29 protein-coding genes are annotated in these 26132 nt (G+C 62.0%); 10 read left to right on the forward strand and 19 right to left on the reverse strand.

All coding sequences use genetic code 11. From position 1 onward, the window contains the following. Positions 1 to 414: 414 nt before the first annotated feature. Positions 415 to 1722, reverse strand: a complete 1308-nt coding sequence (locus P3C29_RS06410; protein WP_275964116.1) for an MFS transporter — start codon at positions 1720 to 1722, stop codon at positions 415 to 417. 412 nt (positions 1723 to 2134) lie between these two features. On the opposite strand from P3C29_RS06410, the gene P3C29_RS06415 reads away from it, so the two are divergent. From P3C29_RS06415 to P3C29_RS06435, 5 genes are all read left to right on the forward strand, one after another. After that, entirely contained in the window at positions 2135 to 2428 is a 294-nt protein-coding gene (locus P3C29_RS06415; protein WP_010171453.1) for a hypothetical protein, read from the forward strand. A 246-nt stretch (positions 2429 to 2674) separates the two neighbouring features. Next, a complete protein-coding gene (gene mgtA, locus P3C29_RS06420; protein WP_010171455.1) occupies positions 2675 to 5389 on the forward strand; it encodes a magnesium-translocating P-type ATPase in 2715 nt (904 codons plus the stop codon). Between the two features lie 60 nt (positions 5390 to 5449). Beyond that, the gene (locus tag P3C29_RS06425; protein WP_275964117.1) at positions 5450 to 5653 is read left to right on the forward strand and encodes a hypothetical protein; all 204 of its coding nucleotides are present in this window, start codon (positions 5450 to 5452) and stop codon (positions 5651 to 5653) included. A gap of 31 nt (positions 5654 to 5684) precedes the next feature. Beyond that, entirely contained in the window at positions 5685 to 6032 is a 348-nt protein-coding gene (locus tag P3C29_RS06430) for a DUF2493 domain-containing protein (protein ID WP_010171459.1), read from the forward strand. A 143-nt stretch (positions 6033 to 6175) separates the two neighbouring features. Continuing rightward, a complete protein-coding gene (locus P3C29_RS06435) occupies positions 6176 to 6979 on the forward strand; it encodes a hypothetical protein (protein WP_275964118.1) in 804 nt (267 codons plus the stop codon). A gap of 175 nt (positions 6980 to 7154) precedes the next feature. On the opposite strand, the gene P3C29_RS06440 is transcribed toward P3C29_RS06435, so the two are convergent. Beyond that, positions 7155 to 7874 carry a tellurite resistance TerB family protein gene (locus P3C29_RS06440; protein ID WP_201124308.1) on the reverse strand — a complete coding sequence of 240 codons (720 nt, stop codon included), beginning with the start codon at positions 7872 to 7874 and terminating at the stop codon, positions 7155 to 7157. 124 nt (positions 7875 to 7998) lie between these two features. Between P3C29_RS06440 and P3C29_RS06445 the strand changes: the two genes are divergently transcribed. Next, the gene (locus tag P3C29_RS06445) at positions 7999 to 8526 is read left to right on the forward strand and encodes a DinB family protein (protein ID WP_201124309.1); all 528 of its coding nucleotides are present in this window, start codon (positions 7999 to 8001) and stop codon (positions 8524 to 8526) included. 1 nt (position 8527) lies between these two features. Here P3C29_RS06445 and P3C29_RS06450 read toward each other — a convergent pair whose 3' ends face one another. After that, a complete protein-coding gene (locus tag P3C29_RS06450; RefSeq protein WP_169388626.1) occupies positions 8528 to 8983 on the reverse strand; it encodes a GFA family protein in 456 nt (151 codons plus the stop codon). Positions 8984 to 9060: 77 nt separating this feature from the next. Then, positions 9061 to 9900 (reverse strand): SDR family oxidoreductase, encoded by an 840-nt coding sequence (locus tag P3C29_RS06455; protein WP_275964119.1) that lies wholly within the window; start codon positions 9898 to 9900, stop codon positions 9061 to 9063. A 100-nt stretch (positions 9901 to 10000) separates the two neighbouring features. Between P3C29_RS06455 and P3C29_RS06460 the strand changes: the two genes are divergently transcribed. Together P3C29_RS06460 and P3C29_RS06465 are read left to right on the forward strand one after the other, a co-directional pair. Beyond that, complete coding sequence (locus P3C29_RS06460) at positions 10001 to 10966, forward strand: AraC family transcriptional regulator (protein ID WP_275964120.1); 966 nt, start codon at positions 10001 to 10003, stop codon at positions 10964 to 10966. Between the two features lie 99 nt (positions 10967 to 11065). Beyond that, the gene (locus tag P3C29_RS06465) at positions 11066 to 11350 is read left to right on the forward strand and encodes a hypothetical protein (RefSeq protein WP_201124312.1); all 285 of its coding nucleotides are present in this window, start codon (positions 11066 to 11068) and stop codon (positions 11348 to 11350) included. Positions 11351 to 11538: 188 nt separating this feature from the next. Here the strand turns inward: P3C29_RS06465 and P3C29_RS06470 are convergent, their stop codons facing one another. Next, a complete protein-coding gene (locus P3C29_RS06470) occupies positions 11539 to 11730 on the reverse strand; it encodes a hypothetical protein (protein WP_023658809.1) in 192 nt (63 codons plus the stop codon). Between the two features lie 115 nt (positions 11731 to 11845). Here P3C29_RS06470 and P3C29_RS06475 point away from each other — a divergent pair, with 115 nt between their 5' ends. After that, a complete protein-coding gene (locus tag P3C29_RS06475) occupies positions 11846 to 12367 on the forward strand; it encodes a GNAT family N-acetyltransferase (protein ID WP_275964121.1) in 522 nt (173 codons plus the stop codon). Positions 12368 to 12372: 5 nt separating this feature from the next. Here P3C29_RS06475 and P3C29_RS06480 read toward each other — a convergent pair whose 3' ends face one another. From P3C29_RS06480 to deoR, 8 genes are all read right to left on the reverse strand, one after another. Beyond that, complete coding sequence (locus P3C29_RS06480; protein WP_201124314.1) at positions 12373 to 13062, reverse strand: HAD-IA family hydrolase; 690 nt, start codon at positions 13060 to 13062, stop codon at positions 12373 to 12375. Positions 13063 to 13072: 10 nt separating this feature from the next. Continuing rightward, complete coding sequence (locus P3C29_RS06485; RefSeq protein WP_275964123.1) at positions 13073 to 14101, reverse strand: ABC transporter permease; 1029 nt, start codon at positions 14099 to 14101, stop codon at positions 13073 to 13075. Beyond that, positions 14098 to 15594, reverse strand: coding sequence for a sugar ABC transporter ATP-binding protein (locus P3C29_RS06490; protein WP_010171472.1), 1497 nt, complete (start codon positions 15592 to 15594; stop codon positions 14098 to 14100). The genes P3C29_RS06485 and P3C29_RS06490 overlap by 4 nt, the downstream gene beginning before the upstream one ends. Next, on the reverse strand, positions 15587 to 16573 hold the full coding sequence (locus P3C29_RS06495; RefSeq protein WP_010171473.1) for a sugar-binding domain-containing protein: 987 nt from the start codon (positions 16571 to 16573) through the stop codon (positions 15587 to 15589). Before P3C29_RS06495 ends, P3C29_RS06490 begins: the two co-directional genes overlap by 8 nt. Next, on the reverse strand, positions 16570 to 18090 hold the full coding sequence (locus tag P3C29_RS06500; RefSeq protein ID WP_201124315.1) for an FGGY-family carbohydrate kinase: 1521 nt from the start codon (positions 18088 to 18090) through the stop codon (positions 16570 to 16572). The genes P3C29_RS06495 and P3C29_RS06500 overlap by 4 nt, the downstream gene beginning before the upstream one ends. Positions 18091 to 18189: 99 nt before the next feature. Next, complete coding sequence (locus P3C29_RS06505) at positions 18190 to 19206, reverse strand: galactitol-1-phosphate 5-dehydrogenase (RefSeq protein ID WP_275964124.1); 1017 nt, start codon at positions 19204 to 19206, stop codon at positions 18190 to 18192. A 93-nt stretch (positions 19207 to 19299) separates the two neighbouring features. Beyond that, positions 19300 to 20274: a substrate-binding domain-containing protein gene (locus tag P3C29_RS06510; RefSeq protein WP_275964125.1), complete on the reverse strand. Its 975-nt coding sequence runs from the start codon at positions 20272 to 20274 to the stop codon at positions 19300 to 19302. Between the two features lie 172 nt (positions 20275 to 20446). After that, on the reverse strand, positions 20447 to 21205 hold the full coding sequence (gene deoR, locus P3C29_RS06515; protein WP_201124316.1) for a DNA-binding transcriptional repressor DeoR: 759 nt from the start codon (positions 21203 to 21205) through the stop codon (positions 20447 to 20449). A gap of 143 nt (positions 21206 to 21348) precedes the next feature. Between deoR and deoC the strand changes: the two genes are divergently transcribed. After that, positions 21349 to 22029: a deoxyribose-phosphate aldolase gene (gene deoC / locus P3C29_RS06520; protein ID WP_275964126.1), complete on the forward strand. Its 681-nt coding sequence runs from the start codon at positions 21349 to 21351 to the stop codon at positions 22027 to 22029. Between the two features lie 127 nt (positions 22030 to 22156). Here deoC and P3C29_RS06525 read toward each other — a convergent pair whose 3' ends face one another. The 6 genes from P3C29_RS06525 to P3C29_RS06550 form a co-directional block, all read right to left on the reverse strand. Beyond that, positions 22157 to 22579: a TonB family protein gene (locus P3C29_RS06525; RefSeq protein WP_169388635.1), complete on the reverse strand. Its 423-nt coding sequence runs from the start codon at positions 22577 to 22579 to the stop codon at positions 22157 to 22159. 65 nt (positions 22580 to 22644) lie between these two features. Further along, the gene (locus P3C29_RS06530; protein WP_201124318.1) at positions 22645 to 23067 is read right to left on the reverse strand and encodes a hypothetical protein; all 423 of its coding nucleotides are present in this window, start codon (positions 23065 to 23067) and stop codon (positions 22645 to 22647) included. A 126-nt stretch (positions 23068 to 23193) separates the two neighbouring features. Next, on the reverse strand, positions 23194 to 23604 hold the full coding sequence (locus tag P3C29_RS06535) for a RidA family protein (protein ID WP_201124319.1): 411 nt from the start codon (positions 23602 to 23604) through the stop codon (positions 23194 to 23196). Positions 23605 to 23675: 71 nt separating this feature from the next. After that, entirely contained in the window at positions 23676 to 24641 is a 966-nt protein-coding gene (locus P3C29_RS06540; RefSeq protein WP_275964127.1) for an agmatinase, read from the reverse strand. A 62-nt stretch (positions 24642 to 24703) separates the two neighbouring features. Continuing rightward, positions 24704 to 25471, reverse strand: a complete 768-nt coding sequence (locus tag P3C29_RS06545) for an amino acid ABC transporter ATP-binding protein (protein WP_275964129.1) — start codon at positions 25469 to 25471, stop codon at positions 24704 to 24706. 12 nt (positions 25472 to 25483) lie between these two features. Further along, positions 25484 to 26128 (reverse strand): amino acid ABC transporter permease, encoded by a 645-nt coding sequence (locus P3C29_RS06550; RefSeq protein WP_201124321.1) that lies wholly within the window; start codon positions 26126 to 26128, stop codon positions 25484 to 25486. Positions 26129 to 26132 lie beyond the last annotated feature (4 nt).

Raw genomic sequence — 26132 nt, forward strand, 5'->3', positions numbered from 1 at the left:
TATTGAAAAACTGTTCGACTTGGCCAGTAGTGCTGACGAATGAGTCGAGCTTGTTTTTGGAAACATCAATTCCGACGAACGCAGAGTCATGGTCCATAGCGTTTTTCCTCACGTCCAACCTTGCAGAATCGGGCTTTGCGCCCAGGCAACCGTTCGGACTAGTTTAGGAAGGAACCTGCTCCGACCCATGCTCACTCACGATCTCGAAATCAGAGGGCACTACGGTCTGAAGCAGGTGAAAACAATCTTACAAGGGCACACCGAGCCTAGGCGAGGTGCCGAGTGGTGGGGCAAGAGCGTTTTGCTTACTTTTGCGCTTTTCAAAAGTGAGCCGCTGTAAGAGCGGAACCAATCGAAGCCATCACAAAAAAAACGGATATGCCCCACCCCGGAAAAATCAAGCCACGCCGCTGATCAAGCCGGCCACCGACGATGCAGATCATCGATAACATAGTCGTGCCTGTGCACCCCGCCATGGTTAAGCGCCAAGTGCGGATGCCCCTCCGGCAGATCATCATGACGATGGAGCATCTGGATTTGCTCATGACCCGGTCGCCACAGAAAAACGCAAGCCATCAGCGCCAACACCGCTATCACCGCCATCGCGGCAAACGACGCCACCAACCCCGCATTGGCACTCAACCAACCCGCCAGCGGATAAGTGATCAACCAGCAAACGTGAGACAGCGCAAATTGTGCGGCAAACAACGCCGGACGATCTTCAGCGTGCGCAGAACGACGCAACAAACGCCCTCCCGGTGTTTGCGCCAACGAGTAACCAACCCCCAGCACACACCACAACACCCACAACTGGCCGTAACCCGACAACTGGATACCGGCGCTCAACCCCACTATCAACAACCCGCCCCCCGCCAACATCGCCACTCGGTCACTGATGTTTTTCAGAAGCCCGGGCAACGCCAATGCGGCAATCATCGACCCCGCACCAAACGCCGCCAGTGCCATCGCAGTAAACCGTTGCGGCAATTCAAAGCGCGACTGCACGAGCACCACGGTGTTGACGATCACCATGGAGCTGGCCGCCGCCACCGCCAGGTTCAACGCCAACAACCCGCGCAGGCGCGGTGTCGCAAGGAAGATCCGTACGCCGCGGGTGGTGCGTTCATAAATGCTGCGAGGCACCATCGCCCGGGCCTGAGGCAGCAGCACCGAAGACACCAGCAGCGCCGACACCACAAACCCCACTGACGTACCGGCAAACAGGCTGTGGAAGCTGATCACCGTCAGCAATGCGGCGGCCAGCATCGGGCTCACTACGCTTTCCATGTCGTAGGCCAAACGAGCCAGGGACAGCGCCTTGGTGTACTGCTTTTCATCGGTGAGGATGTCCGGGATGGTCGCCTGGAAGGTCGGGGTAAACGCCGCCGAGGCCGACTGCAAGACAAAGATCAACAGGTAGATCTCCCACACCTGCGTCACAAACGGCAGCGCCAGGGCCACCAGCGCCCGGGTCAGGTCCAGGGTCACCAGCATCGCCCGACGTGGCAGGCGCTCGGCGAAGGCCGCGGCCACCGGGGCAACGCCGATATAGGCGGCCATCTTGATCGCCAGCGCCGTGCCCAACACCGCGCCCGCCTGGGCACCCGCCAGGTCGAACGCCAACAAGCCCAGCGCAACGGTGGTCAAGCCGGTGCCGATCAGCGCGATGATCTGCGCCAGGAACAAGTGGCGATAGGTTCTATTGCCGAGAACATCAAACATGGGAAGTTGCCTCGTGCGCAAATACATCAGGATGTTGTTGCGGTATTGTCACTCCGCTTTATCCACCCGGTACAGATCTTTTATCAATAAGTGCGTTGGATACTAGAACTTCCCTCCCCTTTTGTCTGAACGAACTCTGAACCGGTAACAAATTAAGTCATTAAATGTTGACAGGCAGCAACTGCCTGAGTAGATTGCCCGTGCCTGCAACTCCGGGCCATTTTTTAACCTCACAAAAGAAGCCAATGGACACAGTATCTAGTCGCTGTCCGATCACCGTGAATGCGGCGAATCGGGCGCAAAACCCAGAGAAAATGACGGGACTCGCCTTTCCGGCCGAGTAAGCTGCGCTAGAGCCTGACGCTCCAACGTAACTGCCTCACCGGATGCCAGTCCGGTCCCGAGGTGTGTTATGACCTTTCAACTGATTGCTTTGCCTGATCTGCGTACGCTGGCGTCGGCCCTGCGTGCCAAATTGTGCCGCGAGCCCGTAGGCTTTTCGCCTACCCGCAGCGCTTTTGTGACCTCATCCCCCCGCGTGTGCCCGGCTCCCCTGGCCCACTGGCGTATCTGCCCCACCACCGGCCACCTGGTCCAGCAATGGGATCACGCCGACCCTCAAGACCCACAGAGACGGGACGTTTCCGGCCTGGTCGCGCAAGCGAGCCTGATGCTGAGCCTCTACGTGGACGCTCGCGCGGCGTAAGCCGGCTGGAAACAGCAACTTCCTGATTATCCGTTAATTGATTCGCTGGAGTTCTCTATGGACGAAGCCAGTAGTAGCCCGCTGCGCGCTATTTAACTAACACGCTGTTAGCGGGCCTCTAGAAAGTTACTCAACACTTTATTTAAACCGATCGCGAAGTCAGCGACTCGGCATGCTTTCGCTCGCCTGTCATCAGGTAAGTACCGGGTATGTTTTGTCGAAAAATTGGCGACAGGAGTACACACAATGAGCGCAGTAAAAAACCCGAAACTGCACAAGAAAAACGGCACCGACACCGACACCAAGCTGTCGATGCGTGCTGCCCGCGAAGCCCAGAACGGCCTCTCGGCAACCCTCGCCAATGTCCGGGCAACCAAGGATGGCCTGACCGAACTGGACGCCTCTGCCCGCCTGCAACGTGAAGGCTACAACGAGGTGGCCCACGACAAGCCGCCTCACGCCATCGTGCAATTCCTCCAGGCACTGAACAACCCGTTCATCTATGTGCTGCTGACCCTGGGCGGCATCAGCTTCGTTACCGATTACTGGCTGCCGCTGCAGGCCGGTGAAGAAGCCGACCTGACCAAGGTCATCATTATCATGACCATGGTCATGCTCAGCAGCCTGCTGCGGTTCTGGCAGGAACACCGCTCAGCCAAGTCCGCCGAAGCCTTGAAAGCCATGGTGCGCACCACTGCCACGGTGTTGCGCCGCGAACAAGTGGGCTCCACGCCGACCCTGCGGGAAGTGCCGATGCGCGACCTGGTGGCCGGCGATATCGTGCAACTGTCAGCCGGCGACATGATCCCGGCCGACATCCGCCTGATCGAGTCCCGCGACCTGTTCATCAGCCAGGCCGTGCTGACCGGCGAAGCCTTGCCGGTGGAGAAGTACGACACCCTGGGCGATGTCACGCAAAAATCCGCCACCTCCACGGCGGCAGACCAGGGCAACCTGCTGGACTTGCCGAACATCTGCTTCATGGGCACCAACGTGGTCAGCGGCCGGGCGAAAGCCGTGGTGGTTGCCACCGGCCCACGCACCTACTTTGGCTCCCTGGCCAAGGCGATTGTCGGTTCCCGGGTACAAACCGCGTTTGACCGTGGGGTGAACAGCGTCAGCTGGCTGTTGATCCGCTTCATGCTGGTGATGACGCCGATCGTGTTCTTCCTCAACGGTTTCTCCAAGGGTGACTGGAGCGATGCCCTGTTGTTCGCCCTGGCAGTTGCGGTGGGCCTGACCCCGGAAATGCTGCCGATGATCGTCAGCGCCAACCTGGCCAAGGGCGCAACCGCCATGGCCAAGCGCAAAGTGGTGGTCAAGCGCCTCAACGCGATCCAGAACTTCGGTTCAATGGACGTGCTATGCACCGACAAGACCGGCACCCTGACCCAGGACAAGATCATCCTCGAGCACCACGTCAACGCCTTTGGCAACCGTGATGACTCGGTACTGACCCTGGCCTGGCTCAACAGCCATCACCAAAGCGGCATGAAGAACCTGATGGACCAGGCGGTCGTACAGTTCTCGGAACAGAACCCGAAGTTCCAGGTGCCGTTCGCCTACAGCAAGGTCGATGAATTGCCGTTCGACTTTATCCGCCGTCGCCTGTCGATTGTGGTCAAGGATGCGCAAAACGATCACCTGCTGGTGTGCAAGGGCGCGGTCGAGGAGATGCTGAGCATTTCCACCCACGTGATGGAAGGTGACGTTGCCGTCGAGCTGGATGATCGTCGTCGCAACGAGTTGCTGGCGATTGCCCAGGATTACAACGAAGACGGCTTCCGGGTACTGGTGGTTGCCACCCGCAACATTCCAAAGGCGCTGGCGCGCAACCAGTACACCACCGCCGATGAGCGCAACCTGGTGATCCGTGGTTTCCTGACCTTCCTCGATCCGCCAAAGGAAACCGCAGGCCCGGCCATCGCTGCCCTGCGCGAAATTGGTGTGGCGGTCAAAGTGCTCACCGGCGACAACGCCATCGTCACCAGCAAGATCTGCCGCCAGGTCGGCCTGGAGCCCGGCGTGCCGTTGCTGGGCGTGGAAATCGAAGCGATGGACGACGCCACCCTCAAGCTGCGGGTTGAGGAACGCACGGTGTTTGCCAAGCTGACGCCGCTGCAAAAGTCCCGGGTGCTCAAGACCTTGCAGTCCAACGGCCACACCGTGGGTTTCCTCGGCGACGGCATCAATGATGCACCGGCCCTGCGGGACGCCGACGTGGGTATCTCGGTGGACAGCGCGACGGACATCGCCAAGGAATCGGCCGACATCATCCTGCTGGAAAAGAGCCTGATGGTGCTGGAAGAAGGCGTGCTGAAAGGCCGTGAGACCTTCGGCAATATCATGAAGTACCTGAACATGACCGCCAGTTCCAACTTCGGCAACGTGTTCTCGGTGCTGGTGGCCAGTGCATTCATTCCGTTCCTGCCGATGCTGTCGATCCACCTGCTGCTGCAAAACCTGATGTACGACATCTCTCAGCTGGCCTTGCCGTGGGACAAGATGGACAAGGAATACCTGGCCAAGCCACGCAAGTGGGATGCGAAAAACATTGGCCGCTTCATGATCTGGATCGGACCGACCTCGTCGATCTTCGACATGACCACCTTTGCCCTGATGTGGTACGTGTTCTCGGCCAACAGCGTGGAAATGCAGACCCTGTTCCAGTCCGGCTGGTTCATCGAGGGGCTGCTCTCGCAAACCCTGGTGGTGCATATGCTGCGCACCCGCAAGATCCCGTTCTTCCAGAGCAACGCCGCATGGCCGGTGATGATGATGACGTGCATCGTGATCGGGCTGGGCATCTACGTACCGTTCTCGCCGCTGGGCGCGATGGTGGGCCTGGAGCCGCTGCCACTGGCGTACTTCCCATGGCTGGTGGGCACCCTGGTCGCCTACTGCTGCGTGGCACAGCTGATGAAAACCCTCTACATCCGCCGCTTCAAGCAGTGGTACTGATCAACCGCCCCTGAAAAGCGCTGGCTATCGATGGATAGCCAGCGCCTGCGGAGACTGACAATGAACCGACTCATTAGCTACCTCGACAACGCCGCACGCGCGATGCTGGTGTACGGCCTCGCCCAAGCCGCCAAGGCGGTGATGGTGCTGGGCGTACGGCTTTACGTACGCAACCTGCTCAGCGCCGTGGAAATGCGCTTCATGCTGGGCTTTTCCAGCACGTTGAACAGCACCTGCCTCCGCTTGCTGCGCCCGCGTCGATAAATGGCAATACGCAATACAAGGAAACATCACCATGCGCGTCTTGATCTGTGCAGGTCGTCATTACGCCGATACAAAAATGTCCCGCCAGGTGCTGGACGCCTACCACCGCCTGCGCCCGGTGCAGGTATTGATCCACGGCGGCAGCCAGTTCCTGGGCAGCGACGTGGAGGACTGGGCCCGGGAAACCGGCGTGGATGTGGTGCGTTACCCACCCAACTGGCAACGCCATGGCAAGCAGGCCGAGCGTCATCGCAACCAGTTCATGCTCACCGACAGCCGGCCCGACGTGATCATCGCGCTGCCCGGTGGCGACGACACCTCGGAACTGGTGAGCCAGGCCAAGGCCTGCGGCATCCATGTGCTGACGGTAGACAGCTGAATCAACCCTTACTGGAGCATCCAGACAGAACGAAGAACCCAGTTGTAGCGGTACCCAGTTGCACACCCTTTTCTATTTGAATCACGGCGCGTCCCTGCCAAATCCGGCCGGGACCCGCCTCAGGCTGTTGATCGAGGTTCACCATGTACAAGAAACACACCCCTGACGGTTTCACCAAATACCGCAACCGCAGCACCCACGTTACCTTCCATCCCCTGCCCGCCTCGAAGCTACGTGCGGTGCGGCGCAATCTGATCTTCGTTGGCGTGACCCTGGGCGTCGTGCTGGTGCTCAGCCTGATGTCAAATGCCTATGCGGCCGGCGGCTCCTACGTGGTCGACGACGGCGCGATCAATGCCCCGGGCGAATGCAATGTCGACGCCTGGTTCACCGCCAATCGGCACGACGGCTCAACCCACAGCGAAACCCTGGCGCCGGCGTGCACCTCCACTGCCATTCCGTGGTTGCAGTGGACTGCCGCCGTGTCGCGGGCCAACCATGATGGCGAGGGCGAAACCCAGGTGAATCCGCAGCTCAAGGCGCAGTTGTGGGCCCGGGAAGACCTGGGCCTGGAACTGGCCGCGTCTGCCGGCGTGCATTACGCGCTGAACCGGCAGCATTCGTTTGATGGTGCGGACTTGAATGTGCCGTTTACCTGGCAGCCCATGGAGGCCCTGCGACTGAACTTCAACGCGGGCTGGAGCCATGCCTATAACGACGGCGACCAAACCCATCGACCGACCTGGGGCACCGGGTTTGAATACACCCTCGCCGACTCGCTGACGCTGATCGCCGAACGTTACGGCCAGCAAGGCGGCGACCAGGCCTGGCAAGCCGGGCCGAGGGTGCATATCGGCAAGAATGTGGATGTGGACCTGGTGGTGGGGCGCAGTTTGATCGGGGATCGGCATCAGTGGCTGACAACCGGCGCTACACTCAGGTTCTAAAAACCAAGGGAAGTACACACAACCTGTGGTGAGGGGGCTTGTCCCCCGCTGGGCTGCGAAGCGGCCCCAGAAAGGCAACCGCGATCTTTCAGAAATACAGCGGTGGATGAATCAGGGCCGCTTCGCAGCCCAACGGGGGACAAGCCCCCTCACCACGCAAGACTTGCCGCAGCGGCTAAACCTGCCCCTTGGCCTGCTGCTCCAGATGCACCTGCAATGCTGGATCAATCTTCAACTGCCCCGCCAGCTCATCCAGGTAATTGCGCTCCGCATCCTGCTGGTCATCCACCAGCATCACGCTGACCAGGTACACCTCGGCCGCCACCGCCGGGTCTGCGGCAAACTCGGCAAAGTCCGCCGGATTCAGCGGTTTGGCCACTTCGGCATCCAGCCATGCCTGCAACTGCGGATCATCGGTGTGCTTGCCGATCTCGGCCGAGATCATCTGCTGCTCGCGCTGATCAATCTCGCCATCGGCCTTGGCCGCCGCAATCAACGCACGCAGCACGGCGTGGCTGTGTTCCTCGACCTGAGCGCCGGACAATTGGTCAACCGTTTGCAAGGTCTGCTGCGGTGCCGACGCCTGTTGCCGCTGCCAGGCCTGATACGCCTGGAACGCCATCATCCCCAGGGAAGCCAGCGCCGCATAGTTGGTGCCGCTGGTGCGACCTTGGGGCGCCGCACGACTTCCGCCCAACAGGCCACCCAGCCCGCCGAGCAAACCGCCCAGGCCGCCACCGCCGGAAGCTGAAGCGCCACCGCCGCCCAGCAAGCCGCCGAGCAACCCGCCCAAATCGCCGAGCCCGCCCTGGGACGCCGGAGCAGCGCCGCCCTGCTGACGCGTCGAGGCCTGGCCTGCGCGCAGCAATTGTTCCAGTAGATCGCCGGTATTCATGGTGTCACCCTCCCAGGGCGCAGAGTTCCAGATCAACAACAATAGACCGGCTGCGCCAGAACACCATGACCGCCCGGCAGGCACGCACTATCATGCTGCCAACCCCCCATGGAGGACGCACCACGTGACCCGTACCGAGCAGATTGTCTTGATGGCGAGCTACAACCAGTGGATGAACCGCAAGGTGTACGAGGCTGCCGGCGGCCTGAGCGACGAGGCGTTAATGGCCGACCGTGGCGCGTTCTTCAGCTCGATCCTGGGCACGCTGAACCACCTCGCCCTGGGTGATCGCGTCTGGCTCAAGCGTTTCGCCGAGCATCCGGCGCAATTTACCGCGCTGGCGCCGTTAAGCGCGCTGGAAGTGCCGCCACGCCTGGACCAACTGGCGTTCGCCGACATTCGAGAATTGTCGGCCCACCGCGCCTGGCTCGACCGACTCATCATCGAATGGGCACAATCGATCACTGAGCCGGACCTGGAGCAGCCGCTGCAGTACCGCAACATGGCAGGCACGGCCATGAACAAGAATTTTCATGCACTGATGGTGCATTTCTTCAATCACCAGACCCACCACCGGGGCCAGGTGACAACGCTGCTGACGCAGGCCGGGCGCGACGTGGGCGACACCGACCTGCTGGCGCTGATCGACTAGTTCAACCGGCGTTGAACTCGGCGTAGGCCTGTATCAATGCCGGGAAATTCTCTCGCTCCGGCAACTGCGCAAAGCTGTGCTGCGCAGGGGTCGTCGCCCACGGCAGCTTTTCACTGGTCCAGGTTTCAATGAACGGCACATAGTCGCTGACATCATCAAACATGGTGGGCCGTAGGTTGATCAAATCCTCGACGCCGTTGGGGCGGGAAAACATCCAGCTCATGCAGTGCGGGCAGCAGTAATGGCGGTCTACGCCGTGCAGCCCGCCGATCACCGGGTTGCCCTGGGTGATGGTAAATCCGCTGCTGGGGATCAGCGCGCTCAGGGAGAACGCGCTGGACGACATCTTCTGGCAGCCGGTGCAGTGGCACGCCATGGTGATCAACGGTTTTTCGGTCACGGTAAACCGCACCCGATCACAACGGCAGCCGCCTTCCTGGGACTCTTGATTACTCATCTTCCACTCCAGTCACATTGTGTGTGTGCCCGGAGAATAAACGAGCGGGTGCGTCACGAACAGTGATGCCGGTTGGGTTACGGCGTAGAAAAGTCCGTGGAAAATGCCAAGTCCTTTTGCGCGTCCAGTGCCGCCAGGCGGTCACTGAGTTGCTTGTGCATCACGGTATAAGCATCTGGCCCCAGGGCAATGCGCTTGGGCGCGGGGTGCTGGTCGACGCTGGCAATCATGATCGCAACCATCTTGGCCGGGTCACCCGACGAGACCCTGGTGCGGTCTTCGATCATCCGCCGCGCGTGGCTTGAGGGCGAGCGGTCGTAGTCCTCCAGGCGTGCCGCCAGTTGGGCGCTGCGGTAGCGAAAATCCGTGCGTGCGCTGCCCGGTTCGATCAGGGTGCAGCCGATGTTGAAGCAGGCCACCTCCTCTCCCAGAGCGTCGACGAAACCCTCAATTCCCCACTTGCTGGCGTGGTACAGCGAGCCGCCCGGGAACACGGCCTGGCCGCCCATGGTGGACAGTTGCAGAATGCGCCCGCCGCCTTGGGCTCTCAGGTGCGCAAGGGCAGCACGCAGCAGTTGGATGGAACCCAGCAGATTGGTGTCCAGTTGATGTTCGATCTGCGGGTCGGTCATTTCCTCTGCGGCGCCAAACAAGCCATAACCGGCGTTGCTGACTACCACATCAATAGTCCCCAGCGCCTTGAAGGCCTGATCGACCACCCGGCGAATGGCCGGGGTATCAGTCAGGTCCAGTTCGGCCAGCCACAATTGTTCGCCATGGCGTGCTTGCAGGTTGGCCATGCTCGCCAAATCCCGGACCGTGCCCGCAACGCGCTCCCCCCGTGCCAATAACTGCTCGGTCATCTCGCGGCCAAAGCCACTGTTGGCGCCGGTGATCAACCAGGTGCGTGGTGTCATGATCCAATCCTCTGTCGTTATGTTGGAGCCTCCAGTCTATTCATCCTGGCTGGACGATGAATGCGCTAGACTCCTGTTTTTATACGCCAGCGTCTAAATCATGACCGATCCGTTTTCCGAATTGCTCACGTTCATGCAAGCCCGCTCCGTGATGTCCGGCGGCCTGGTCGCGGGCGGGCGCTGGGCCATCGCCTTTCCACCTGCCACCCAGTTGAAGTTCTGGGGCGTGCTGAGGGGTACGTGCTGGCTGAAGATGGAGGGCGAAAGCACGCCCATTGCGGTGAACGAAGGCGACGTGTTTCTGCTGTCGGCCGAGAGGCCTCACGTCATGGCCAGTGACCTTGGTGCAACACCGGTAGACCTGCAGCAAATCCTCGACAAACGAGTGGGTGCCCTGGCTTATCACGGCGCTGGCGACGAGTTCTTCATGATTGGTGGCAAGGTTGAACTCAGCACCGACTCCGAGCACCTGCTGCGTGCCGCCCTCGCACCTTTTATCCACCTGAGCGCCAAGACCCACGCACTGGACACGCTGCATTGGTTGCTCAATCAACTGGTGCGTGAACGTGACCACGATCGGCCCGGTGCAGCGGTGGCCTCATCGCAACTGGCGCACCTGATGTTCATCGAAATCCTGCGATTGCATTTCGAGACGGCGCCGCCGCTGTCGGGCAGTTGGCTGCGCGCCATGACCGACAAACGCCTGGAGCCAGCCTTGCGCCTGATCCATGGAGAGCCGGGAGAAACCCGGCCACTGACGGTATTGGCCAAGGCGTGTGCGATGTCGCGAGCAAGCTTCGCGGCATACTTCAAGGACGTCGCCGGCGTGTCGCCCATGGCTTACCTCACCCAGTGGCGCATGCGCCTCGCTGCCCGGGCGCTGGCTGAAGGCAACAGCTCGCTGATCGATATCGCGCTTTCGCTGGGCTATAGCTCGCAGAGCGCGTTCAGCCACGCATTCAAACGCGAGATCGGCAGCTCGCCGTTGCATTACCAGCAGGTGCTACGGGTATCGACGGGGGCGCAATACCCTCAAACGAACGCCTGGGGCAGCGAACTGTCATAAAAAAGACAGAGCGGTGAAATCAGCCAACAGCTGCCCGCCCTGCCCGCGCGCATCAGCAGATTACCGGTGCGACGCATCCCCCAAGAAGGAGACGCTTACATGGTCATTCACTTCAAGGTCGCCGGGCATCTTGCCTGCGGTCATCACGGCAACAACCTCCCTTCCAGCACTGAGCTGAAGCGGGTCAAATGCCGTACCTGCCGCAATACAGAAGCCTACAAGGAAGCCCGCCGCACCCAACGCAACGCCGCCCGGCGTGCCGCACGCCGATCCAAAGTCGCCCATGCCGCCGGTGACTGGCGCAGCGCCTGGACCCAACGCCTGACCGATCTGCCAGGCCGTCAGCGCCTGCCACGCGGGTTCCGCGGCCAGCCATTCGTCTAGGCTGTACAGGCCACACCGTGGCGAGGGAGCTTGCTCCCGCTGGGCTGCGTAGCGGCCCCAAAATCCGGGGAGCGCTTCGCACTGGAGCGCCAGCCCGGTCAAGCGGGAGCAAGCTCCCTCACCACAGGTATGCATTACCCAATCACCTCCCAATAAAAAGCCCCGGGCTGACCGAGGCTGTTGAGGGTTCACGCATCGTTGGCAACGGGCCTCGACCGCGCCTTGTAACCCGGCAGTGCAGCAGCATACGCCAGTGCCTGCTCACGGGAACCGAAGGACGCCAACCGATCAGCCTTGGTACAGACCCTCCACGGACCACTGTTGACCTGCACGATGTCGTATCCGTTGAGATGCAGCTTGTTCAGCATGGGAGTGCTCATAGTCACCTCTCTCTCCAGAGATAATCCAGGTGTTTGCCCGGTCTACCATACACCCGGGCAAAGCGGTGTAACCTACCGGGCGTCGCACAGGCGTGCACCTCATGGAGCAGGGAAGATGATCACTATCAAACAGGCGACGGTCAGCGATGTTGAAGTGCTGCGTGACATTGGCATCCAAACCTACACCGAGCATTTCTCGGACATCTGGAGCCCGGCGGGCATGGAGGGCTTCCTGGACAAGGACTTCTCCCCCGAATCGCTGCAAGACACCCTTGAGCGTCCCTCGGCGCATTGTTGGTTACTCGCCCTGGATGAACAGGCACGTGCCGTCGGGTTCGCCAAGGTCAACTGGAACCGGGAGGTTCCGGGCAGCGATAAAGCAGGCGCCGAACTGCAAAAAATCTACTTCCTGAAGTCCGCGGCCGGTAATGGCTACGGCCAGCAGTTGCTGGACCACGTACACCAGCTCGCACGCCCCCACCTGCAACCGCTGTTATGGCTCGAAGTACTCAAGACCAACGAAAGCGCCCAGCGCTTTTATCAACGCTACGGGTTTGAACGCCTGGCAGAAATCCCTTTCAGCACCGACATCACAGCGATCCCGATGGTGGTCATGTCCCACCGCTTGGACCGGTAAAAGGCTCATCCCGCATCGGGTAACGGCAAACCCCAAGCCTGCAAGTCAAACGCCTCCAGGCTCAGCAGTCGACCGTCCGCATGCAGGAACTTCTCCTGCGGCATCGCAGGGTCCGGGATGGCCACGGCGTACATCCCCGCCGCCTTGGCCGCCGTGATGCCGAATGGCGAATCCTCGAACACCAGGCAGTCAGCCGGCGCCACGCCCAGCCGTTCGGCGGCCACCAGGAAGATGTCCGGCGCCGGCTTGGCGGCACCCACCTGCGGGTCATCCGCCGTAACGATGGCGTCGAACAAGGCGAACCACTCACGGTGCAAGGTGGTTTTCAGCTCGAAATAGTGCCGCGAAGAGCTGGTGCCCACCGCTATCGGCACACCGTGGGCCGACAAATGCCGCACCAGCGCCTGGGCCCCGGCCATCGCCGCCGCCTGGGGAAAGCGCGCATTCATCAACGGCGTGCGTTCCTGCAGGAACGCCTCGGGGCTCATCGGCAAGCCCACGGCCTGCACGATATAGCTGGCGAGCTCATAGGCCCCCAGGCCGATGGTGTTCTGCTTCATGCTCCAGTCAAACGTGAGGCCGTAGCGGTCGGCAATCATCTGGGTGACTTCGGTGTAGATGCCTTCGGTGTCGAGCAGCAGGCCGTCCATGTCGAAGATCACAGCCTTGATCGGCGCGGATCGCGATGCGTTCATCAAGGTGCCCTCAAGTGCGGCCGGCATAATGGTCGATCAAGCGGTTGAGCAAAATTGCCAGCACGATGATCACCCCGGTGATCGCCATCTGATAGAACGAGCCCAGCCCCAGCAGGTTGAAGATGTTGCGCAGCACCTGCAGCAGCATCACCGCCACCGCCGTGCCCACCACACTGCCGCGCCCGCCGAACAGGCTGGTGCCGCCCAGCACCACGGCGGCAATCGCATCCAGCTCCAGGCCTTGGGCGGCGGTCGGTTGGCCGACGTGCAGGCGTGAGGTCATCAACAAGCCGGCAAACGCCGCCAGGCCGCCGCAGATGGCGAACACCGCAATCGTCACCGCACGCACCGGCACCCCGGACAGCCGCGCAGCCTCCAGGTTGCCGCCGGTGGCGAGCACATACTCGCCAAACACCGTGTAGCGCAGCACCAGCCAGGCGATGACGGTGATCAGGATAAAGATCAGCCCCAGCACCGGGAACGCGATACCCGCGCTGGGCAAGATGTCGATCATCGCCGAGCCGAACGCCGTAAAGCTGGCCGGCAACCCGCCAATCGGCGCTCCATCGGACGCCAGGAACGTAGCCCCGCGCAGCGAGACCAACCCGGCGAGGGTGATGATAAAACTCGGCACTTTGCCAAACACCGTCAGGCTGCCCATCAAGGTGCCGATGGCCAGGCCCACCAGCAACGTGGCCGGCACCGCCAGCCAGCCGCTGACCTGCTGTTGCAGGAGCACAGCCACCAGAATCCCGCCGAAGGCACACAGGCTGCCCACTGAAAGATCGATATTGGCAGTGAGGATGACGAAGGTCATGCCGATGGCAATGATCCCGACAATCGCCCCCTGCTGGAACAGGTTGGCGATGTTGCCGAAGGTCAGGAAGTCATCCGACAGGAACGTCGCCACCACCACGGCAAACAGGAAAATGAACACGAAGTTGTAGCGCATCACCCATTCCAGTACCGCACTGCGACGGCGGATGGCGAGGGCGACAGGCTTATCGAAAACCGGGCTTGGATTGCTCGCAATAGTCATGGTTCTACACTCGTTTTACCGATAAGGATGGCCTGGTCGATCTGGTCGCGGCTGGCACTCAAGGGGTCGAAACACAGCGCATTGCGCCCCTCGTGCATCACCCAGATACGGTCGCAATTGACGTACAACTCATCCAGCTCGCTGCTGGCCACCAGCACCGCCGCCCCTTCCTGCGCCAGGCTGCGGGCCAGGGCGTAGAGGTCGGCCTTGGCACCGACATCCAGGCCGCGGCTGGGCTCGTCCAGCAGCAACAGGCGTGCGCCGTCGATCACCCACTTGGCCATGACCACTTTCTGTTGATTGCCACCGGAGAGCTGACGCACCGGCTGCTCGAGGTTGTCGAGTTTGGTCTGCAAGCGTTGCAGCACCGGGCCGGCGCGGTCCTTGGCCTGGCGATGGGAAAACCAGTTCAGGTGTCGGGTGTGCACCAGACACGCGTTGCGGTAGATCGGCGCGTCCAGCAGCAGGCCTTCAGTCTTGCGGTTTTCCGGCACCAGCCCGACGCCCTGGCGAATGGCCTGGCGCGAGGTTTGCGGGTGATAAGGTTGGCCGAACAGCTCGACATCGCTGTCGTTGCGGCCCACGCCAAACAAGGCCTTGAGCAAGGTGCTGCGCCCCGCTCCGTTCAGCCCGGCAAGCCCGACAATTTCACCCTGGCGCACCTCCAGTCCTTGCACGTCGAGGCCCTGCTCGCCCCGCAAGCGGCGAATGTTCAGCGCGAGGTTTTCCCGGGGCGCCTGGCGCGGGCTGCGCTCCAGCAAATCGCGGTGTTCGCCGACCACGGCGGCAATCAGCGCCTGGTCATCGATCTGCGCCAGCTCATGGGTTTGCAGGGTTCGCCCGGCGCGCAGCACCGTGACCCGGTCGCCGATCTCGCGGATTTCATTCAGGCGGTGGCTGACATACAGCACCGCCACCCCGGCCGCCGTGATCTCGCGGATCACCTGGAACACCCGCTTGAGTTCGGTCTCATTCAGCGCCGCCGAAGGCTCGTCCATCACCACCAGCCGGGCCTCACAGGTCAGTGCCCGGGCAATGGCCGCCAATTGCTGATTGGCAATCGACAGGCTGCCCACCCGGTCGGTACTCGAAAAATTCGCCCCCACCCGCAACAGCGCGGCCTTGGCCAAGGCACTGCGCTTGCCCCGGGAAATAATCCCGAAGCGCTGGGGCGCGTAGCCGAGCATCAGGTTTTCTTCGACGGTCATCTGCGGGATCAGGTCGAGTTCCTGATAGATCATCGCGATCCCGGCCTGACGCGCCTGTTGCGGGTTCTTCAACTCCACACGCTGCCCGGCCACCGACATCTCGCCGCCATCCGGGCGATGAGCGCCGGCGACGATTTTCAACAAGGTACTTTTGCCCGCGCCATTGGCACCCAGCAGGCAATGCACCTCCCCCGGCCGAACGTCGAGGGACGCGTCAGTCAGCGCCACCACATTGGGCGGAAAACGCTTGCTGACATGACGGATATCCAGGGCCAACTCACTCATGATCCTGCTCCAGCAAATAGCGGGCGGTCGCCGCGTCGGTGGCCAGTACATTGACGTAGCCGGCCTTGACGCTGGCGTGGACGATGCGGTGCTTCTGCGCGCCGACGCACACGGCAATGGACCAGGCCTTGTCGCGCAACGCGGCCAACGGCAGGCCCAGGGTGCGGGCGTCGAGTTCGGGCATCACCGGCTCGCCATCCATGCCGATAAAACGGCCCATGATGTCGCCGACGGCGCCCAGGCGCTCCAGCGCTTCGAGCAGCGGGCGGTCGATGTAACCCGACTCCATCAGGACCGAATGATCGGACAACTCCCCCAGGCTGAAACACGCCACCGGCGCCTGCTGGCCGAGGCGCAAGACCTGGGCGATCACCGGGTCTTGCTCCAGCGCTTCGCGGGTGTGGGCATGCCCCAGGATCGCCGGCACCGGCAGCAACGTGGCCTGGCCACGGGCCGCCTGGGCGAAGCGTTCGGCAACGTTATGGCTGGGCTCCCCCATCGAGCGCGTATTGATCGCGCCGTTCAGCAGCACCACGTTGACCCCCTCGTTCCAGCGCGGCACCAACCACTGGGCCATTTTGGTCAGGGTGCGGCCCCACGACACGCCGATCAGTGCCGGCATCGGCTGCAAATTGCACAGGTACCGGGCGGCGGCCTGGGTCACCACGTTCAGCGCGGTGTCAGCGTCCTCCACATCCAGCACCAGCGCTTCACGCAGGCCGAAGCGCCGTTGCAACGCCACTTCCAGCTGCGGCAGGCGGGCCGAGCGGGCGACGATATCGATGCGCACCACCCCGCAATCCCGCGCTTCGCGTAGCAGGCGGCTGACCTGCCAGCGGGTCAGGCCGGTTTCCCGGGAGATATCGCTTTGGGTTTTCTCCAGGTCGTAATACAGCTTGGCCACCTGGACCATCAGGTCATCGCGCTGGGAATCTGCCGACAACCGCGTGGCAAATGACTCTTCAGGATGGGCGCTCATGCTGCCGGCCTTACGCCGAGCGTGCGGTTCGCCGGCGGCTTGCAACTGATGGGCGCGACGCTGTCGGTGGCGGCGCGGTAGCGGCCCAGCAGCTCGATGTATTGTTCGTGGGCGTAAGGGTCCGGCTCGACCAGCCGGCCGATGGTGGTGAAGTCGGTGGCGGCTTCCTGCAGGTTGCCGAACTCGCCCAAGGCGCAAGCCGCCGCTGCTGCGGTGCCGATCAGGGTGAGGTTGTCGTGGGGCACCATTTCGAACGGCACACCGGTGGCGTCCACCGTGGCCTGTAACCACAGCGGGTTTTTCTGGAAGCCGCCTGCCGCAACCACACGGGTGATCTCGATGCCTTCGGAGCGCCAGGTATGAAAGATGTTCGCCGAGCCCAGGGCAATCGCTTCCACCGAGGCGCGGTACAGGTCATGCCGGTCATGGTTCAGCGAGAGGCCCATGATCGCCCCGCGCATGTCCGGCGAACGGTACGGCGTGCGGTTGCCCATCCAGTAATCGAGCACCAGCAAGCCGGTGGAGCCTGGCTGCAGTTGCGCAGCCTGGCGGATCAGGCGCTGGTGACCGGCATCGTCGAGGCCGAACATCTTTTGCGCCAGCCAGTTGAGGATCGAACCGGCGGACACCTGCCCGCCTTCCATCAGCCATTGGCCGTCGAGCAAGGCGCCGGGATACGGCCCCCAGATGCCCGGCACGTCGATCCGTTGCGGGGTGTGCATCAATTGCACCACCGAAGTACCGCCGATGAATAACAGCTCGCCGGCGCCGGTGGTGCCGGCACTGAGCATTGCCATGTGGGCATCGATGCCGCCCTGGGCCACCAGGGTGTCGCGGCCCAGGCCCAGATGGTTGGCGGCATCGGCGCTCAACGGGCCAATGCGGCCGCCGACCTTGATCACTTCCTGAGGGAGTTTTTGCGCCAGCTCCGGCACGCCCAGTTCGGCGTACAGCTCCACCGGAAAACGCTGCTGAAGCGTGTCGTAGTTCCACTTGCAGCTGGCATTCAATTGGGAGGCGACCCAGCGCCCGGTCAGCTGGAAGTTGATCCAGTCCACCGCCTCGCAGATGCGCTCGGCGCGCTGGTACACCTGGGGCTCGTGCTCGGCCAGCCACATGGCCTTGGGCACCAGCCACTCCACGGCGTCACCGCCCTGGTTCATCATCGGGTGGCTGACATGGGCGGTGCGCGCCGACTCGGCTGCGGCGCGGCAATCCATCCATAACAGTGCCGGGGCCAGGGGTTGGCCGTCCGCCTGGGCGACCACCACGGTGGAGGCTGTGGTGGCGACGCACACTGCCGCCACCTGCGGGTGCCCGGCCTGGGCCATCAACTGCCGGCAGGCTTTGCCCAATGCCGACCACCAATCCGCCGGCGCCTGCTCGGCCCAACCCAACTGCGGGTATTGCGTGGCATACGGCGCCTCGGCGACGTGCACCAGTTTGTGGCTGTGCAGGTCATATAAACCGGCCCGCACCCCACCTGTTCCGAAATCCAGTCCCAACAACAAGGTCATCGGTAGTCCTCCTGCGTCTTTTTACGACGACGCTTTTTGTTTTAAGCCCGGCAACGCTCCGCGCTGTCGGGCTTGGCGACACACAGCAAACGGCATGGCTCAGGGACGGAAAATCACCTTGGCCGCCACTTCACTGCGATCGGCATACCGCTTGAACATCGCCGGCAACTCATCCAGCGGCAAGTCGTGGGTAATCATGAACTGCCACTGCAATTCACCGGAAGCCAGTTTGTCGATGGAAGCCGTCCACTCGTCACCCGGGAACGGTGCCGAGAACGAGTTCCACGCGCCGTGCAGGGAGATTTCCTGGCGCAGGAAGTGCGAGAACGTCGCGGTGCTGAGGGCCACGTCGCTGGTGGGAATGCCGATAAACACCACGTGCCCGCCCGCCTTGGTCAGTTGCACGGCCTGGTTGATGGAGCTTGGGTGGCCTGCGGCTTCAATCACCAGTTGGCAACGCGGCAGGTCGGCATCCGCCGCGCCGCTGAGCAGGGTGTGGGTGGCGCCGGCTTCGCGGGCCATGGCAAGTTTTTCTTCGGCGATGTCGATGGCGACGATGTCCTTGGCGCCCATGATCCGCAGCCATTGAATCGCAAACAGGCCGATCGGCCCGCAACCCACCACCGCCCCGCTCTGCCCGGCCTTGAAGTCGGCTTTCCAGATCGCATGCAGGGCAATCGCCGCCGGGTCCACCAGGGACGCGGCAATCGGGTCCATGCCTTGGGGCACCTTGATCAGGTTGCTCAGGGGCACATTGACGTACTCGGCATACGCGCCGTCGCGGCGGCTGCCAAAGTAATCGTAGCGCTCCGAACGGGACGGAAAGCCACGGGCATATTGGTCGCTGCTGACGTCCGGGATCATCGGCGGCACGGTCACCAACTCGCCGATGGCGTAGCCTTCGACGCCGCTGCCGATCTCTTCGATGAAGCCTGCGAATTCATGGCCGCAAATCAGCGGCATCACGTGGGCGCCCTTGCTCAGCATGCGCGGGATATCCGAGCCGCACACGCCGCAGGCTGCGACCCGGACCAGCGCATGGCCGGCCTTGACCGCCGGTTTTGGAACCTCTTCGACCCGGATATCGCCCGGTTGGTACATGACGGCAGCTTTCACAGTGAATTCCTCTGTTGAGTGACGAGTGCGTTCGAACAGGCACCTCCTGCAAGAGGTGCCCGCAAAAATCCATAACGTGGCGGCGCAGATCCGTTAGAGCGCGCCGGGGCGGTATTCGCCGAAGCTAGAGTCATGCTTGACCTCGGCCACGTTGGCCTTGGTCACCACCTGAGTGCCGGCGTCGACAAAGTTCGGCACCGATTTGCCGGCCGCCAGGGCCCGCGCGGCCTCAATGGCGACCTCGCCCAGGTAGCGCGGGTCGTTGAGGGCGGTGGCCACGTATTGATCGCCGCTCTGGATGGCATTCAAGGCCTCGGACAAGCCATCGATCCCGGCCACCAGCACGTCTTTCTTGCCGCTTTCGGTGAGCACTTGCAGCGCGCCCATGGCCATGTCGTCGTTATGCGCGATCACGGCCTTGAGGTCGGGGTGCGCTTGCAGCAAATCCTGCATCGCCGTGACGGCGTTGGCGCGCATGTACTCGCTGTAAGGGCCGTCGATGATCTTGAAGTCGGTGCCGGCCAGGGCAGTGTGGAAGCCCTTGCGGCGTTCTTTCATCACCGTGCCGCCGGCATCGCCCTGGATCTCGATGATCTTGCCCTTGGTCACGCCGCGCTGCTTGAGGGCGGCGAGCAAGGCCTTGCCGGACAGCTCGCCCATCTCGGCATTGTTGCGGCCGATGGTGGTGGCCACCGGCGCATTGATTGCGCGGTCGACGGCAATCACCGGCACCTTGGCGCGCTTGGCCGCGTCGAGGGCGGCGCCCACGGCGTCAGGGTTCACGGCATTGATGATGAGGATGTCGACCTTGCGGGTCAGCAGGTCCTGGATGTCGTTGTTCTGCTTGCTGATATCGCCGTTGGCGTCGAGGAAGATCAGCTCGTCGCCGCCCTTGGCCGCGGCGGCCTTGGCGCCATCGCGCAGCTGTACATAGAAGGGAGATTGCAGGGTGACCTGGCTGAAACCGATCTTCAGATCCTTGGCCTGGGCATTCAGCGCCAGCGCCGAGGCCGCGACAGCCAGTGCAAGGGCCAGCACATGAACAGGTTTACGGGCTATCTGGAGCATGGTGATTCCTATTTTTTATTGTTGTCAGGAGTCGGGCATGGCCTTCAGCGAGGCCATGCTCACAAATGTGAACCGCGATCACATTTGAAAAACTATGCCTTGCTCCCGAGGGTGTCAAGGCTAATTTGTTAAATTCCAAACAAATGAAATAAAAATCACAATACTATTTGAATCAGATCAACAGGATCGCCCCGCTGTCCTTGATCACCTGCTGCTGTGCCGCCTGAAGGCCGGGGTCGCTGACCACCCGCTGGAAGTCCGACAGCTCGGCAAAGTGCGCGGCACGTACCTCGTCGAACTTGCTGTGGTCGGCCACCAGCACGCAGGTTTGTGCCCGCGCCATGACCCGGCGCTTGACCTCCACTTCATTGAGGTTGTAGCAGGTCACGCCGTGGGCCGCGCTCACGCCCGCCGCGGAAATAAAGGCCCAGGCCACGCGGATACCGTCCAGGATGCCCGCTTCGGCATGGCTTTCGAACACCATGTTGCGCCGGTGAAAGGTGCCGCCGCAGAGGATGATGGTGCAGTGGGGCTTTTGCTGGAGCTTGAGCAATACGTTGAGGGAATTGCACAGTGCGGTGAACTCCAGGTCATCCGGCAACGCCTCGATTATGAACGGCGTGGTGGTGCCGCAATCAATAAACACCGTGTCGCCGGGCCGTACCAGGCTGGCGGCCAGTGCGCCGATCTGACGCTTCTCGGCGACGTGGCGCTGATCCTGTTCGGCCACTTGGTAATCAGGCTCCGGCGGCCCGCTGCGGGTCACGTGACCGCCCAGCAAACGCAGGCCCTGCGGGCTGTCTGCCAGGTCGCGGCGCAAGGTCATCTCCGATACACCCAGCAATGCGGCCATGTCCCGCAGGTGAACCGCCGACTCGCCCTGCAAGGCCTTGTGCATGGCCCGAAATCTTTCGCTTTTCTTTGAATCCACTGCGTTCCAGCCCTCGTTGAATGCGCGCCCTTGATCAGGGCAGTCACAAATTCCATTTACAATGTTATTTATTTCACATTTAATGCATCCAACTTAACACAAACCGGCTTTTCCCAGCACCTCATCCTGACAGGACACTTGCCATGCCGACTGATCCGTTGCCGCTCGCGGCCTATATCGACCACACCCTGCTGGCCGCCGATGCCTCCCAGGCGAGCATTCGCCAACTGTGCGACGAGGCTCGCGAGCATGGCTTCAAGTCCGTGTGCGTCAACAGTGCCAACGTGCCGCTGGCCGCTGAATGCCTGCGCAATGCCGCCCCGCTGGTGTGCGCGGTGGTGGGTTTCCCGCTGGGTGCGGGCTTGAGTGCAGCCAAGGCGTATGAAGCAAAGCTTGCGATCGAGGCCGGTGCCGGCGAGATCGACATGGTGCTGAACATCGGCTGGCTGAAGGACGGCCTGCTGGATCAGGTTCGCGACGATATTGCCCAGGTACTGGCGGCCTGCGGCGCGGTGCCGCTGAAAGTCATCCTCGAAACCGGGTTGCTTGATGACCAACAGAAGACCGACGCCTGCACCGTCTGCCGCGAGCTGAACGTGGCATTCGTCAAGACCTCCACCGGCTTTGGCCATGGCGGCGCGACGTTGGCGGATGTGCGCCTGATGCGCAGCRTGGTGGGTGGGCAGATCGGCGTGAAGGCTTCAGGCGGCGTGCGCGACCTGGCGACGGCCCAGGCGATGATCGAAGCCGGCGCCACCCGCTTGGGCAGCAGTTCCGGGATCGCCATCGTCAGCGGTGCAAAGGCGGCTGCGGGCGCTTACTGAAATGAGTGCAGTTGGCGCCCTTTCACAACTCTTTCACAGTCGGGCGCCTATGGTCACCTCAGCTCCTGGTGAAAACCTTTAAGCCCGCGCTCCCCATCGCGGGCTTTTCTTTGCCCGGGATTTGCCCCTAGCGAGCGATGACGTTATTGCTGGAGCTGCGTGGCGCCATACCGCTGCATGTCTGCTCAAGGCAGAATACAAACGGGGCCACCACTTCAATTTCACCTTTGAGCAGCATTGAGGGTGGAGGCGCAGGCACTGGCGATGCCGCCGGAATAAATGCCTCCACTGCCCCCACGAACACATCCGAGCCGGTATGGCTGACGATTTTGTGGCGTATCAGGTTGCCTTTGGCGTCGACGACAAAGGCCACTCTGACCAGACCGGTCAGCCCTTGCAGGCGAGCTTCTTCAGGGTAGGACTTGAACCGGTTGAGGTGGGTGAGCAACTGATATTCCCATAAGCGCTGCTCTGCCCTTTGTTCCTGGTGGTTGGGCCCGCTTGTGCAGGCACAAAGCAGTAAGACAAGTGCGATCCAGCTGTATTTCATAAACGCAGTTCCGTTGACGTTCTGGTGTACTAAGTGAGGCTAATCAGCCGACGCTATGCTGCGTCTCAGGCAGTGGTACTGACGATTGAACCGGTACTGCTTCCACCTTCGGCAGTGACGGCTTGCAACAACGCCGAGGACGCCGACTGCAACGCTGCTGCCGTGGCGGCAATCTGCGTCTGGGCGGCTGCCACGGCTGCAGCTTTGGCGTCGGCGCTTTGATTGCTGGCCTGAGCCTTCTGCATGTTTTGCTGCTGCTCTTGAAGCTGCTTTTGCAGCTCCGCAATTTGCTTTTTCAGTTCCTTGACGGTGTCGGACTCCTGGGACGTCGATGCCGCCTGGCCGCCACCTGCAGCCGGCGCACTCTTGGCCTCTGCGCCCGGGCTTACGCTCAAGGCGCCAGGGTCATCCGTCTTGGAGCTGTCGCTAACGCCGGCTGGGGTTGGGCTGGTGGGGACTGAAGCGAGACTGCTGACGTTAGTGATCATCTCAAATATCCAATTCCGCTATAGATCCTGGTTCATCGGCGCTTTAGCGCAATACTTTAACGCGTTAACCGCGGTAATGCCCGGGCTGGCGGTGATTATCCGGAAAGTCGCCGGCCATGTCTCTGCTCAACCGGGAATCACCGCAATCACGTCGATTTCCATCAACCATTGCGGCTGGCCCAAGGCAGACACCACCAGCCCGGTGGAGATCGGGTACACGCCCTTGAGCCATTGACCGACGACCTGGTACACCTCTTCCCGATAGCGCGGGTCGATCAGGTAAATGGTGATTTTCACAATATCCTGCAGTTGGCTGCCGGCTTCCTCCAGCAGTTGCTTGACGTTTTTCATCGCCTGCTCGGCCTGCGCCCGGGCATCGCCCAGGCCGATCAGGTTGCCGTCGAAGTCGGTGCCCAACTGGCCCCTGACGTACACCGTATTGCCGGCGCGCACGGCCTGGCAGAGGTCGTTGTCCAGCGACTGGTTGGGGTAAGTGTCCTTGGTGTTGAACATCCGTATACGCGTATGAGTGGGCATGATTGACCTGGCTTTATCGACAAGAATAATAATCGGGAAACGCCGTTTCCAGATCTGGAAACGGCGTGTAATTACAGCGGTGGTGCGTCGAAATAATCCGCGCGCACGGCGGCGCCAATCAGGTTCACGATCAGCCGGCCGGCGGTGATGCAACTGATGTTGTTGACGTCGGTCGTCGGGGTGATTTCGACAATGTCCATGCCCACGACCTTGCCCTTGTTGACCAGGCCATGAATCAGCTTGCGCATCTGCACGTAGGTGACGCCCCCCAGCGCCGGGCCGGCAACACCCGGCATGATCGACGGGTCGAGGCCGTCGGCATCAATGGTCAGGTAATAGTTGCCATTGTCGGGAATCCGGTCGAGCACCGACTGCATGCCGTTGTCATGCACCTCATAGGCAGTGATCAGGTGGGCGCCATAGTCCACCGCCGCCTGGAAATCCGTCTGCCGGCCGCTGCCCTGGGCCCGCAGGCCGATCTGGAAGATTTCGCCAACGTGCTCCATCTCCGAGGCGCGGCGGATCGGGCTGGACAGGCCATCGCGCACGCCGTTGATTTCATCTCGCCAATCGAGGTGCGCGTCGATGTGGATCAGGGTGATCGGCCCGCGGCCCTCATAGGCGCGCAGAATCGGGATCGGGATGCTGTGATCGCCCCCCAGCACGATCGGCATGGCGCCTGCGTCGAGGATCTTGCGTACCGCCTGCTCGGCCCGCGCGCCATGGCTGCTGAGGTCGCTCGGGTCGGCGGGCACGTTGCCGCAGTCGACGACCTTCAACGCACGGTTGTCGTAGATCGGGCCACCCACGTCGAAGTCGTAATGGTGCAGCGCACGGCAGATGCGGTCGCTCATGGCGCGAATCGCGTCCGGTGCGCGGCTTTGATCATTGGTGATGTGCTCGGCCACATAAGCCTTGCCGAAAGGCATGCCGATAATCGCGACGTGAGCGTCGAGCTGGTCGAGGTCGGTGCAGATGGGTGACCACAGAAAGCTCTGGTGTTTTTTCGACGGCGGTACGGTCAATGGGAAATCCATGGGTGTCTCCTGGACGGGCAGTGGGAAGGCAGGATGAATGCGTGAAATGACGGGCTGGGCGATCACACTTCCATGGACAGGAAACGTCGCAACTCAGCAGTCTTCGGGGTGGTGAACAGGGTCTCGGGGTCGCCGGCCTCATGCACCAGGCCTTGATGCATGAAAATCACCCGGTCGCTGACCCAGCGTGCAAAGGCCATTTCGTGGGTGACCATGATCAGCGTCATGCCCTCCCTGGCCAGCCCTTCGACGACGCTCAGCACCTCGCCCACCAGCTCGGGGTCCAGGGCTGAGGTGATCTCGTCGCAGAGCAAGACATGAGGGTTCATCGCCAGGGAGCGGGCGATCGCAACGCGCTGTTGCTGGCCGCCGGAAAGCTGGTCGGGGAAGGCATCAAAACGCTCGCCCAGCCCTACGCGGTCGAGTAATTTGCGCGCCTGTTGTTCGGCGCCCGCACGGGAGGCTTTTTGCACCAGGCGCGGGGCGAGCATCACGTTCTGACCGGCACTCAGGTGCGGGAACAGGTTGAACCCCTGGAAGATCATCCCGACGTTCTGGCGCAGTTCGCGCATGGCCTGGCGGTCGTCGTGGCGGATCGGCTGGCCATCGACCACAACGCTGCCTTCCTGGAAGGCTTCAAGCCCGTTCAGGCAGCGCAGCAGCGTGCTCTTGCCCGAACCGCTCTTGCCGATGATGCAGACCACTTCCTTGCGGGCGATCTGCAGGTCGACGCCCTTGAGCACTTCGTTGTTGCCAAAGCGTTTGCGCAGGCCGCGGATATCCACCAGGGCAAAATCGGCCCTGGGGTCATGGGTGTGGGAGGGATTCATATCGGCAAGCCCCTATCGGCGAAGTTTCTGTTCAAGTACGCGGCTGTACCACGACAGCGGAAAGCACAGCGCGAAGTACATCAGCGCGACCGAGCCATAGATGAGGAAGGGTTGGAACGTGGCATTGGTGATGATCTGCCCGGCGCGGGTCATTTCGACGAACCCGATGACCGAGGTCAGCGCCGTGGCCTTGACTACCTGCACCATGAAGCCGACGGTGGGTGCGATGCCGGCGCGCATCGCCTGGGGCAGAATCACGTGGCGCATCTGTTCGCTGAAGCTCAGTGCCAGGCTGGCGGAGGCCTCCCACTGGCCGAGGTGCACAGACTCGACGCTGCCCCGCCAGATCTCGGTGAGGTAGGCGCTGGCGTACAGGGTCAGGCACACCGACGCGGCCACCAACGGCGTGGTTCTTACCCCGAACATGGCGAGGCCGAAATACACCAGGAACAACTGCAACAGCAGCGGCGTGCCCTGGAACAGCTGCACGTACAGCATCACCAGCCCGCGCACCAGGCGGTTGCCGGTCAGGCGCATGACCACCAGCAGCGCGCCCACCAGCCCGCCGCCGATAAACGCGATCAGCGACAGGCCAATGGTCCAGCGCATGGCCAACAACAGGTTGCGGGCGATATCCCAGGCAGAGAATTCGAACATGGGT

The organism is Pseudomonas sp. 1912-s (genome assembly GCF_029269205.1).
Taxonomy (GTDB): domain Bacteria; phylum Pseudomonadota; class Gammaproteobacteria; order Pseudomonadales; family Pseudomonadaceae; genus Aquipseudomonas.